The following is a 12711-nucleotide window of genomic DNA, read 5'->3' on the forward strand; positions in this document are numbered from 1 at the left end:
CAAGCTCATTACATACTTTTAGTCTTACGACTAAATTTTACTTTATACTAAAGTAATTAACTGGTTTAACGAAATATTATTTCGCTATCTTTACCTATTTCTCTGTTTAATTTTCAAAGACCAATTTACGTTATACATTCGTCAACAAGTGACTACTTTTACTATTCTACCAGTTAAAATTGTACATGTCAACACTTTTATTTGTTTTTAGATATTTAGCAACATTTTATAAACAAATCCCCTACTTTTATAAGTGAAGATGACAATTGTTAATTGTCATCTTCACTAGAGGTGATTGCTACCAAAAAGAAAAAGAAGCTTATAAAAGCTTCTTTTGTAACATATATATTTTATTACTTTTATAGACCTAGTTTAGCAACTACTTTTTCCTTATCAAACCCAATCATTTCTTCTCCATTTATATCTATTATCGGTACTGATCTATAGCCTTTTTTTATAAGTGCTTTTTTTGCTTCTAAATTTTCAGAAATATTATGCTCTATATATACAATATTATTTTCTTCAAAAAACTCCTTAGCCATATGACAAAATCCACAAGCATTACTTGTATAAATCTCAACTTTATTCATAAATAACCTCTCCTTTATTCTTGTTCTTTAACTTAAAATTCATATAATTAAACTTATTTTTATAGTAGCACCTTTGTTTTCTTAAGTCAATAATATTAGATGCTAATATTTACAAGAATTACTAATATATATTAATAATATTATTTAATTTATTAATATGTTTTCTTTATTTTATATTTACATATATTATTTATAATATTATGATAGTCTTAACACTATATGTTAGTGACAAAATAATTTATAATTATTTTATATTTTAGTAACTACAATAATAAATAATAAATAATAGGAGGTAACCGATAATGATGAAATTGTTAGAAATAATAAACATGGCAAAAACAGAACATAAATTGTGCAAAGAAGAAATCATCTCTCTTTTAAGTTGCAATGATGTAGACCAAGAACTATTTGATGCAGCTGATGAAGTTCGGAAAAAATATTTAGGTGATGACGTTCATCTTAGAGGTCTTATTGAATTTACCAATATATGCAAAAGAAATTGCCATTACTGCGGACTCAGACGGGATAATAAAAATTTAGTTAGGTATAGATTAACGCAGGAACAAATTTTAGACTTTGCCACTAAAGCTAAGTCTTTTGGCTATAAAACAATAGTGCTCCAAGGTGGTGAAGACGATTATTACACAAGTGATAGACTTATCAAAATAATAAAGGGCATAAAGGCTTTAGATTTAGCTCTAACTTTAAGTGTAGGTGAAAAAACTTATGATGAATATAAAGCTTTTAGAGACGCTGGTGCTGATAGGTATCTTTTAAGAATTGAGACAACGGATAAAAACCTATATGAAGATATAGATCCAGGCATGAGCCACGAAAACAGACTGAATTGCTTAATGACTTTAAAAGAATTAGGCTATGAAGTTGGTACTGGTGTTATGGTTGGTCTCCCAAACCAAACTATAGAGTCATATGCGGATGATATATTATTTTTCAAAGAAATAAATGCTGACATGCTAGGTATAGGTCCTTTTATTCCAAATGAAGACACACCACTTGCAAATGCCAAGGGTAAGGAGCTAACTATGGCACTTAAAGTTATGGCTATAACCCGTTTACTCCTACCAGACATTAATATACCTGCAACAACTGCTATGGAGTCCTTAAACAAAAACGGAAGACTAATGGCCCTTAAAAGCGGCGCCAACGTAGTTATGCCTAATGTTACAGAAGGAGAATACAGAAAACATTATGCACTGTACCCAGGTAAAATATGTACTGGGGATACTCCCGCTCATTGTCGTGGATGCATAACAGGTAAGATTAATAGTATTGGAAGAACCATTTCAACTAATTATGGATTTAGAGGAGATCAACCTACTAAGTAATTTTACAATATAAAAAGAGCCCTAGGGCTCTTTTTTAACGAAATGTTTTTTTAGCTTCTTTTATTGCTTTGTTATTAACTGGTTCCCCTTCCGCATCCACGATTCCAGGCTTATTATGTTTTTTATTTAAATCATGCTGTATATTCATTTTCGTAGCTTTATTTGGCATTAAATCATCTCCCCTTTCTAAGATTATATTATCCTAGAAAGATAGTTTTTATTCTATACTTTTAATATTTGAAATTTCAATATATTAAAGTATGAACTTCTGTACTATTCCATCTAATTTAGCTACAATCTTCTCAAGATTTTCAGCAGTGTTTGATATTTCTTCCATAGCACTAGTTTGCTCTTCCATAGATGCAGATATCTCCTCCGTTGAAGCGGCAGATTGTTCTGATATTGCTGACATTCCTTCTATAGATTGTAATACTCTATCTTTATTTTTATCAACATTATTGATATTAGAACCCAATGTGTCAATTTGAGCAATCATATTAGTAATAGCTTCTTCTATGCTATTAAAAGATTTTTGAGATAGCGTCATAGCTAAATTTGATTCTTTATTAACACTTGCCCCCTTATTTATGTTCATTGTTACTTTAGTGATTTCTCCTTGAATTTCACCAATCATATTTGTAATTTCATTAGTAGCTTCTGCGGTTTTTTCTGCAAGTTTCCTTACTTCCTCAGCTACTACTGCAAATCCTTTTCCAGCTTCCCCAGCTCTGGCTGCCTCTATAGCCGCATTTAACGCCAAAAGATTTGTTTGTTCTGCTACCGACTGTATAGTGCTTATTATTTTTCCGATAGAATTTGATTTATTCTCAAGCAAAGATATATTTTCAACTACTTCTTCATTGGACTTGTTACTTTCCCTAAATTTTTCAGTAAGTACCTTCATAGATTGTAATCCTTCTGTATTTACTAATTTAGTTTCATTAGAATAATCTTTTAACAGCGCTGAACTATTTACGGCAGTATTAATTTCTTCTGCAAGATTTGACAATTCACTAGCACCACTTTGCGCATCATGTACTTGATTTGTTGCACCCTTTGCTAGCTCCTCAATTGCTACTGATACCGCTTCTATAGATTGCACAGTTTCATCCGTAGCAACAGCCATATCTTTTGAAGACTTAAAAACCTCCTGAGAATTTTCTTGCAAATTAATAGTGATCTCCCTCAATGAACTTCTTAAATCAACAACTGATTGTGCAATAACTCCTGTTTCATCTTTATATTTTAAAATTCTTTCATAATCCTTATCATCAGTTAAATCAAGTTTTGCTGTTTTATCCAATAATTTGCTTATAATTAAAATAGGATTGGAAATCTTTTTGCTAAAATAAAATGCAACAATTACAGATAATGTAATAACCGCAACAGCTAAAATTATAAAATTAATTACACTTTCATAAAAAGCTTTGCTTGAAACAGTTTTTTCATTTGCAACAAATTTGTCTATATCATCAATATAATTTCCTGTGCCAATAACCCAACCAAAATCTTTAAATTCCTTACTATATGATCTCTTTGGTAATGGTTTGTCTTCCCCGTCCTTAGTAAACCAATAATCTGAGTATCCCCCTTCTTCTTTTAATCCATTTGCAATAATTTCTTTTATTAAGTATTTTCCTTTTACATCCTTTAAATCATATCTACTTTTACCTTCAATCTCTCCACCAAGGAGTACCACATTTACTCCTTCAACAGTATCTATCCAAAAATAACCACCTTCACCATATTTCATTTCACGTGTTAAATCAGCTCCAAGTTTCTTAGCCTGCTCTAAAGTCATCTCTCCACCTTGATATTTTTTATTAATTCCCTCGAGCATAGTTATAACATTTTCTACTTGATTTTTGATTTTTTCATCATAACCTGTCCTAACAGTGGTATCAATTGTTATAATAGCATTGTTACTAAGCACTGACATTCTATACATTGCCATGCCTCCAATTAATAGAGCTGTCAATAGTACAACTAAAACATTTAAAGCTATTATTTTTGCACTTATTTTTTTCACCGAATATCACTCCCTTATCTTTAATTTATTTTTTAATTTGTTCATATCTTTTTATAATTGTAGCTGTTACATTAATTATCGTAATTCTTTTGCAACCCTTTAGGCATATTATTTGCAACCTTGCGCTAGCTTAAGTCATCACCTGCGAAGCTGCAATATCTTCGTAGAAAATGCATTACCAACTTCAGAATTAGTAAATGGAGTAATAGATGTAATTCTGTAAACAAAATGGAAAAGAACTGCTCAAGTTAAACTTAAGCAGTTCTTTTCAATCTTATAAAATACCCTATTATCGAATAAAGTTCATGAATATTTTTTCTTCTCTTTCTGGTGCTTTAATATTTTCTTTTCCATTTTCAACTAATTTCATAATCCATGCCATATTCTTCCCAAGCACTCTCATAATTTGCACACCTTCTTCATCTTGTAATGCCTCACCGGTGCTTGTACCATGAATAACATTCCAGTAATTTGAAGTTGGCATTAACATTTCTGAATAATTAATATAATTATTCAGCTGATTAAAAGTTGGAATCCCACCAGAACGCCTAACAGCAACAACAGATACGCCAACCTTATGTCTTAACATCCCCTCATTATTACCCGCAACATAGAAAGCTCTATCTAGAAATGATTTCATAGTTCCTCCCATTGATGCGTAATGCACAGGCGAGCCTAAAATTATTCCATCTGCTCCATTCATTTTTTGAATCCACTCGTTGACATCATCACCTGGAAGCACACATTTTTCATTTTTGTTTTTTGCACATTGATTACAAGCAATACATCCTCTAATTGACTTGTTACCTACATGAACGATTTCCGTTTCTATTCCTTCTTTTTCAAGTTCATTTGCAACCATTTTTATTGCATGATAAGTATTTCCTTCTTTATTGGGACTACCATTAAAAGCTACAACTTTCATTTATGCTACCTCCTAATTTCATTTTCCGAATAAAATATTTTGTTATATCAATTTATATAAATTAACCTCTGACTGACTTTCTTGTAAATCTTCAAATTGGGGAACAATACTAGTGAAATGTTCTGAGTTATTATGACTCTTAATTACATCTTCATTTTCCCACTCTTCTATAAATGTTAATACATTACATTTGTTAGCGTCTTGATATAAATTGTACGATATATTTCCCTTTTCTTTTCTGCTTTCTTTTATAAGTTTTTCTGCTAAACCCTTGAATTCTTCTACTTTGGCTTGTTTAATTGAATTTTTTGCGACTATAGTAATCATTAAAATTTTCACACTCCTTAGCATTAAATTAAATACATTTCTACTTGAAAGTATACGCCATTAAAAAACATAGAACAAGTACGCACTTTTTTGTAAGATAACTTACCAAAAGGTATGAATTGCTGCATTTCAAGTGCTCTTCACCATATTTATTTCCATGTGAATTGATACTAAAACTCAAATAGTATATAATAATATTTATTTATTATGTTTTCATTTGATTGATTTATATAAGGTGGGTGTAAAAATGATTAGCTATAATGGTAAGCAATACGTTTGTAATATAGATCTTGGAATGGAATTAATTAGAGGAAAATGGAAAGCTGTAATCTTATGCCATCTAAATGATGGTCCAAAGAGATTTTTAGAACTTCAAAGAATAACCTGCGGTGTTAGTCAAAAAGTTCTTAATGAAAAATTACAGGAACTTCAGAGGGATGGTTTAATAAAAAAAATTATTTACCCCGAAGTTCCACCTAAGGTAGAATTTCTACTAACAGAAATTGGGAAAGACCTTTTTCCAGCATTAGAAATGATACAAAATTGGTCAATTAAGTATTCTCCTAATACAAATTAATTGTTGTAATTTAGAAACTGTATTAAAATAGTATAGCCTCTTACATTACTAGGAAAGGCTATACTTTCTTTTAAATTCATCAATTAATTGTATAAAAAAGTATTGATTTCTACAGCCACCTAAAAAAAATGTATTCACTTTAGATATAAATGTTATTAAACATATTCTGTGCATGTCTGTTGTTTTATTACTTTAATGAATTTTCAATAGCCTTTAAATATGCTTTTGAAGTTACTGTTGCCCCTGAAATAACATCTACATTAGTATTTTGTTTTTCTAGAACCTTACTTAGCAGGGCTTCCGTAACCTCTGGTTTTGAGAAAAGAACATCCTTCACCACATCTATTTTAATAATTTTATGTTCTTTAATTGTTATATTCATCTCATTAGACCATCTTCCAGCATTATATTTCCCATTGTACACTCCATCACTTAATGATGACAAATTCACATCATTAACGACTAGATTGATGCCCGATTCGAGTCCACGAGTAATAAAAAGCACTCCGACTATAGCAATTAAAAATAGGAGAATGGATATAGATACTGTAACTTTTAAAATTTTCTTCATTTAATTCCACCATCCCTCAACTTAACCATTGTTTATTAACTGTGCAAATTTATTAATATTTTCTTGCGAAAGCGTTGATGTATCCTTATTAGTTTTACTAATCTTCTTAATAATAAATCTTTCAAGGACATTCATTTTTTTAAATATGAACTCTCCTCCGAAGTATTGTGTTGCAATTGCATCTGTTAACAATTCTTCGGGAAAAGATGTGTGTATCTGTTTTTCTGCAATCTCATTTTCACTCATACAACAAATAAAAAATCCAAGTTTCTTCTTTTTTAATGCACTGATATTTTTTAAACAAAACGCATTTACTTCCTTTTGAATTCTTCCCATGTAGATTGACCCGCCGATAATAATGTTATCAAACAAAATTATTTCCGGCATACTTTCCTTTTTTATGTCTACAATTTTCACTTCACCATGTAGCTTATCCTTTAAAAGATTGCTACATTTTTCTGTGCAACCATGTTTAGATGCATAAATAATAACTGTTTTCATACTTGCATCTCCCCCTTATTTTAATAATCCATTAATAAGAATTTCAAAATGATGATTTATAAGTCTCTCTTTTTGTTGCTTAGTAATATTTTTTTCTAATATTAATCTAGAAACAAGACCATGAGTCGATGTCCATATTATTTGTGCAGTAAGTTCAATATCCATTTTTCTGAAAATGTTTTTTTTAATCGCCAATTCTACTAACTTACAAAGCCCTTGTATACTTTTTCTTTCCTTTGAAATACCTTCCTGCAGCATATTTACTTTCTCTTGTATAGTTTCAATATCATTCATTAAAACAACCCTAAATTGCTGTGGATTTTCTAGCATAAGTTCAATATAAGACCTCATCCCATTTACTATTGTCTTATCTGGGTTTTCAGTATCTATAGGAATCTCACTTATAATTTTTAATATGTTTCCATACCCTTCCGCTACAACAAAAGATACTATTTCAGCCTTATCCTTAAAATAGTGATAAATAATCCCTGGAGAATACTCAATTCTACTAGCAATCTTACGAATAGATAAATTTTCATAGCCTTCTTCCACTAATATATCATTTGTGGCATCTATTATTTTTTTTCTTATGATCTCCTTTTCTAATTGTCTTCTTTCTGTTATTCCCATAACCCCTCCAATAATTAATGTTTTATTAATCACTGTAATTATATTAAACAGCGTTTAATATAATTTTACCATTGTCTTGATTACAAGTAAATAGATTGAAACATATAATTTTTGCGTAATGACGATCCAAAGATGTTTGTAGAACTTCAACGAATAACCTACAGAATCAGCCAAAAATAGCCTCTCCCATTATTAGGAAAGGCTATACTTTGTTTTAAATTCATTACCTAATTGTATAAAAAGCATTTATTTCTACAAAGAAGCTATTACATTGTACACCCCATCTTCATTATTGCTTCCTGCAATAAAGTTAGCATGTTTTTTCACATCTTCTGGAGCATTCTTCATTGCATAACTATAATGCGCTGCTTTAAACATGGTCAAATCATTATAATAATCCCCAAAAACCATTGTGTTCTTTTGGTTTATTTTAAATTTTTCTTGAATCATATTTATGGCCTTTCCTTTGCTTATACCTTTATTCATTATATCTATCCATTTGTCCCCGGATACAACAAATTCAAGCTTATCACTCAAATTTCCCTTTATATAATCCACTATAGATGGTTTAACTCCATCAGTCATATAATAAGTAATCTTATAAATAGGATTTTTTATTTCGTTAATAGATTTTAATATTACCACAGGCACTTCAAAAGATGTAAAGTTATTCAACATATCTTCTGATGGATTTACTATATATGCCTCATTTTCTCCAGCTAAAAATAATTCTTCTCCTAGATTTGGATGTAAATTCACCACAGACTCTATTTCTTTTTTATCAATACTGTTGGAATACAACGTCTTACCCTTGTTATTATACTTAACAAGAGCTCCATTATGAGCAATAAATATCATATCAGTATTGACCTTTTCAAAATTTTTGCTCAGTTGAGAATAAAATCTGCCACTCGCTGCTGCAAATTTTATATCCTTATCATTAAACGCATGTATTAAATCAAATATTTTTTCATTTATATTTCCATTGTCATTTAATAAGGTGCCATCCATATCTGTTGCGATGAGTTTTACCATAAGCTCTTCCTCCTTTGTAATATTCAAATTATTCTTTAATAGTAAAAATGAGCTATAAACGAACTAATGTCCATTTATAGCTCATAAATATGCTTAAATTTTCATTAAAAGCGTATTTTCATTATATCATCACTTTGCATATATTGTTTGTGAATTCTACCGGATCATTAATCGGTAATCCTTCAATAAGTAGTGCCTGATTATATAATATATTGGTGTATAAATCTAACTTAACTTTATCTTTATCGAAAGACTCTTTAAGTACTTTAAACATATCATTATTTATATTTATTTCTAAAACCTTATCTGCTTTTATGTTTTCATTGTTAGGCATAGAATTTAATGTTTTTTCCATTTCTATTGTAAGGTCACCATCATTTGATAAACATACTGGGTAGTTCTTAAGTCTTTTTGATGCCCTAACATCCTTAACTCTACCTGCTAAAATACTTTTCATATGTTCAAATAATTCTTTATTGTCTTTTTCATCAGTGCTAGAAGGATTTTCTTTTTCATCTACTTCTATACCTAAGTCACCACTTGATACAGATTTAAACTCCTTTTCTTTGTACTTCATTATCATTTTCACAGCGAATTCGTCTACCTCATCCGTGAAATATAAAATTTCGAATCCTTTATCTGATACCATTTCAATTTGTGGTAATTTTTCGATTCGCGCGTTTGATTCTCCAGAAGCATAATAAATATATTTTTGATCTTCTGGCATTCTAGAAACATATTCATCTAAAGTAACATTCTTTTTCTCCTTTGATGAATAAAACAACAATAAGTCTTGCAAAACATCTTTATTACTTCCAAAATCGCTATAAATGCCATACTTCAATTGTCTTCCAAATGCTTTATAGAATTCTTCATATTTTTCTCTTTCGTTTTTAAGTAAACCATCTAACTCATTTTTAATTTTAGTTTTAATGTTTTTAGCTATAAGTTTAAGTTGTCTATCATGTTGCAGTACTTCTCTAGATATATTAAGTGACAAGTCTTCTGAATCAACTATTCCTTTTACAAAACTAAAATAGTCAGGCAATAAATCTGCACACTTATCCATAATTAAAACGCCACTTGAATATAATTCTAAGCCTTTTTCATATTCTTTTGTATAGAAATCATAAGGCGTTTTTTCTGGAATATACAAAATTGAATTATAACTTACAACACCATCAACACTAATATGAATGTGCCTTGCTGGTTTATCAAATCCATAGTGCTTTTCAGCGTAGAAATTGTTATAATCTTCATCAGTAAGTTCACTTTTGTTTTTTCTCCATATAGGAACCATACTGTTTACAGTCTTTTCCTCAACAAAGTCCTCGTACTCTGTTTCACTACCTTCTTTGAGTCTTGACTGACTTATATCCATTTTAATTGGGTACCTAATAAAATCCGAGTATTTCTTTATAATAGATTTTAGTGAGTTTTCATCAAGATATTCATCAAAATTATTATCTTCTGTATTCTCTTTTATTTTAAGTGTAATTTCTGTTCCAACAGTATCTTTTACGCAAGTTTCTATAGTATAACCCTCTGCACCATTAGATTCCCACTTGTAAGCTTTATCACTACCAAAAACTCTACTTATAACAGTAATATTATCTGCTACCATAAATGCAGAATAAAATCCCACTCCAAATTGTCCAATTATGTCATACCCATCTTTTATTTCATTTTCTTTTTTGAATGCTAAAGAGCCACTTTTAGCTATAACTCCTAGGTTATCACTAAGTTCAGCTTCTGTCATTCCAATTCCTGTATCAGAAATTTTTACTGTTCTGGTTAACTTATCACTGGCTATTGTAATGTAATAGTTATCTTTATCAAAAGTCAATGAATTATCTGCTAGTGTCTTATAATAAATTTTATCAATAGCATCACTAGCATTAGAGATAAGTTCTCTTAAAAAAATATCCCTATGAGTATATATGGAATTTACCATCATATCTAGAATTCTCTTAGACTCCGTTTTAAACTGCTTTTTTTCCAATTAAAATTTCCCCTTTCGTACCAACTATTCTTATTTTTTATTTTGTTAGCACTCTATGTTATCGAGTGCTAATGTTAGTTATAAAATACACCTTTTTTTATAATTTGTCAATGTACATAATGTATTGTTATACATATTATATTATTATCTAACTTGCTGCATCTAGTATTCTGTTCATTTGTACTTATAATGGTTTATTAAAAAGAAATCTTATTTTTGTGGTATAAGTAAGTCTTTCTCTAATATATGATTAATGAGCCAATCATTTAAAAAAGTTAATATTCCCATTATAGCTTCATCTTGGTTTTCATCAATTTTATTTAAATTTACCTCCTCTATTTTTTTAATAAAAAATGCATGGTCGATTTTTTGGGTAAATAATCTTTTATAATTTATACTCATCATATATTCCTCTTCATCGTTAAAATGATAAACTGTATACTCTTTTAATTCTTCAATTACTCCAACTATTTTATCATATTTATCCGTATCATATTTATCTTTCAGTAACTGATAAGCTCTTTCTCCTATTTCAAAAAGTTTTTCATGTTCTACATCGATATGCTCAATACCCGTTTTATATTTTTCTTTCATCTCAAACATTTATTAATTTCCTCCTAATTTGACTCTCCATTTTAAATATAGATAATTTGTTGTTTTGAATTTAATCTTATATATCTATATTACTTTATTTGAATTCATTTCACAATAATAATTTCCATATTATCCAATTCTAAATGATAAAATACTTTTTTTATTTTTTTGTGGCTAATTAACTAATATAGGCTGAATAAATAAACTGTTGAGTAATCAACAGCTTTTATTCTGTGTTAAATTATTTGGTTAGCGACATCTCATTTGTATATATTTCTATAATATTGTTTACTACATCGTCAATTTCTCTAATATTCATGACCTCATGGTCACAATATTTTTTATAAAATTGCCCTCGTTCCTCAAACAATGTGTAAATCTTAGATGGATCCTTTGCAAGTAATGGACGAACCTCAGTCTCTATACCTGTAGCTATTAGCTCAATAGGACGGTTGATGTAAATTATAATTCCATTTTTCTTTAGATTTAAAATATTTTCATGTCTTTTAATCACTCCACCACCAGTTGAAATAATTACGGAATCTTTTTTAGATAACTCCTCAACTGCTATAGCTTCTATGTCTCTAAATCCAGCCTCACCATTTTTAAATATTTCAGTAATAGTAAGCTTTGTACTAGCTTCAATATATGTATCTATGTCTATAAATGCCATTTCTATCTTTTCTGCAATCATTTCTCCAATAACACTTTTACCACAACCGGGCATTCCAATTAAAACTATATTTTTCATCTTCTAATTTTCTACTCCCTTTTCTAGTTCATCATAAATTTCATCAATTATAATCTTTGGAATTTTAATATCATTCCAGATTTCCTGGGCAGCAATTGCCTGACCAACTAGCATATAAAGACCATTAACTGCTTTTAACCCCGTCTCCTTCGCATAATTTAGAAATAGAGTTTTCTTAGGATTGTAGATCATATCCACAGCGGTTCCAAATTTACCGATATGTTTCTTTTCAATTGGGGAATTGTCCAAATTAGGATACATTCCAAGTGGTGTACAGTTTACCACTATATCTGACTCTTTAAGTCCTTGAATTTCATTATAAGAAATCAATTTACAATCGCTAAATTTGCTGTTTTCCTTAAGCCTTGGTATATCCCTTGTAACTACAGTAATTTCAGTTATTCCCTTATTTAATAAATACGTAGCCATAGTAACTGCTACTCCACCATTACCAAGTATTGTTGCTTTTTTGTTTTTCACCTCAATATCATACTTATTGAAAAGCATTCCAATTCCAAAGTAATCCGTATTGTATCCAATAGTTTTGTTTTCCTCAAACTTTAGGGTGTTTACAGCTCCTATCGCTTTTGCTTCTATGCTAACCTCATCAAGAAATTCCATAACTTTAATTTTATAAGGAATAGTTACATTAATACCTCTGGGTTTAATAACATTAAACCCAGCCATTGCTGCTTTAAGATCTTTGCTTTTAAATTCGAAGAGATGATAGTAACCCTTCATATTCAATTTATTAAATACCCTTGAATGTATTTGTGGAGAAACACTATGTGCTAGTTTTTCTCCAAGTAAACCATATAACTCTGACATAACTC

At 29.7% G+C, this 12711-nt stretch carries 15 protein-coding genes; 2 read left to right on the forward strand and 13 right to left on the reverse strand.

Annotated elements, in window-relative coordinates:
- Nucleotides 1-359 precede the first annotated feature (359 nt).
- Nucleotides 360-590, reverse strand: a complete 231-nt coding sequence (locus ACWJJ7_RS04520; protein ID WP_462964126.1) for a glutaredoxin family protein — start codon at nt 588-590, stop codon at nt 360-362.
- A 302-nt stretch (nt 591-892) separates the two neighbouring features.
- On the opposite strand from ACWJJ7_RS04520, the gene hydE reads away from it, so the two are divergent.
- Nucleotides 893-1936 (forward strand): [FeFe] hydrogenase H-cluster radical SAM maturase HydE, encoded by a 1044-nt coding sequence (gene hydE, locus ACWJJ7_RS04525; protein WP_462964127.1) that lies wholly within the window; start codon nt 893-895, stop codon nt 1934-1936.
- A gap of 34 nt (nt 1937-1970) precedes the next feature.
- Here hydE and ACWJJ7_RS04530 read toward each other — a convergent pair whose 3' ends face one another.
- The 4 genes from ACWJJ7_RS04530 to ACWJJ7_RS04545 all read right to left on the reverse strand — a co-directional run bounded on the left by ACWJJ7_RS04530 (nt 1971) and on the right by ACWJJ7_RS04545 (nt 5229).
- A complete protein-coding gene (locus ACWJJ7_RS04530; protein ID WP_263492348.1) occupies nt 1971-2105 on the reverse strand; it encodes a hypothetical protein in 135 nt (44 codons plus the stop codon).
- Between the two features lie 84 nt (nt 2106-2189).
- Nucleotides 2190-3965, reverse strand: coding sequence for a methyl-accepting chemotaxis protein (locus ACWJJ7_RS04535; RefSeq protein WP_462964128.1), 1776 nt, complete (start codon nt 3963-3965; stop codon nt 2190-2192).
- A 289-nt stretch (nt 3966-4254) separates the two neighbouring features.
- Complete coding sequence (locus ACWJJ7_RS04540; protein WP_462964129.1) at nt 4255-4890, reverse strand: flavodoxin family protein; 636 nt, start codon at nt 4888-4890, stop codon at nt 4255-4257.
- Between the two features lie 42 nt (nt 4891-4932).
- On the reverse strand, nt 4933-5229 hold the full coding sequence (locus tag ACWJJ7_RS04545) for a putative quinol monooxygenase (RefSeq protein ID WP_462964130.1): 297 nt from the start codon (nt 5227-5229) through the stop codon (nt 4933-4935).
- A gap of 235 nt (nt 5230-5464) precedes the next feature.
- Between ACWJJ7_RS04545 and ACWJJ7_RS04550 the strand changes: the two genes are divergently transcribed.
- Nucleotides 5465-5794, forward strand: coding sequence for a winged helix-turn-helix transcriptional regulator (locus tag ACWJJ7_RS04550; protein ID WP_462964131.1), 330 nt, complete (start codon nt 5465-5467; stop codon nt 5792-5794).
- 187 nt (nt 5795-5981) lie between these two features.
- Here ACWJJ7_RS04550 and ACWJJ7_RS04555 read toward each other — a convergent pair whose 3' ends face one another.
- From ACWJJ7_RS04555 to aroE, 8 genes are all read right to left on the reverse strand, one after another.
- A complete protein-coding gene (locus tag ACWJJ7_RS04555; RefSeq protein WP_462964132.1) occupies nt 5982-6365 on the reverse strand; it encodes an FMN-binding protein in 384 nt (127 codons plus the stop codon).
- A 21-nt stretch (nt 6366-6386) separates the two neighbouring features.
- A complete protein-coding gene (locus tag ACWJJ7_RS04560; RefSeq protein ID WP_462964133.1) occupies nt 6387-6866 on the reverse strand; it encodes a flavodoxin domain-containing protein in 480 nt (159 codons plus the stop codon).
- 15 nt (nt 6867-6881) lie between these two features.
- Nucleotides 6882-7496, reverse strand: a complete 615-nt coding sequence (locus ACWJJ7_RS04565) for a TetR/AcrR family transcriptional regulator (protein ID WP_165414333.1) — start codon at nt 7494-7496, stop codon at nt 6882-6884.
- 252 nt (nt 7497-7748) lie between these two features.
- Nucleotides 7749-8531: an HAD family hydrolase gene (locus tag ACWJJ7_RS04570; RefSeq protein ID WP_462964134.1), complete on the reverse strand. Its 783-nt coding sequence runs from the start codon at nt 8529-8531 to the stop codon at nt 7749-7751.
- A gap of 121 nt (nt 8532-8652) precedes the next feature.
- Entirely contained in the window at nt 8653-10533 is a 1881-nt protein-coding gene (gene htpG / locus ACWJJ7_RS04575; protein WP_462964135.1) for a molecular chaperone HtpG, read from the reverse strand.
- 210 nt (nt 10534-10743) lie between these two features.
- Nucleotides 10744-11136: a bacteriohemerythrin gene (locus tag ACWJJ7_RS04580; protein WP_165414336.1), complete on the reverse strand. Its 393-nt coding sequence runs from the start codon at nt 11134-11136 to the stop codon at nt 10744-10746.
- 232 nt (nt 11137-11368) lie between these two features.
- Complete coding sequence (locus ACWJJ7_RS04585) at nt 11369-11878, reverse strand: shikimate kinase (protein WP_462964136.1); 510 nt, start codon at nt 11876-11878, stop codon at nt 11369-11371.
- Between the two features lie 3 nt (nt 11879-11881).
- Complete coding sequence (gene aroE / locus ACWJJ7_RS04590; protein ID WP_462964137.1) at nt 11882-12706, reverse strand: shikimate dehydrogenase; 825 nt, start codon at nt 12704-12706, stop codon at nt 11882-11884.
- Nucleotides 12707-12711: the final 5 nt, after the last annotated feature.

It is taken from the genome of Clostridium sp. CM042, from assembly GCF_055080995.1.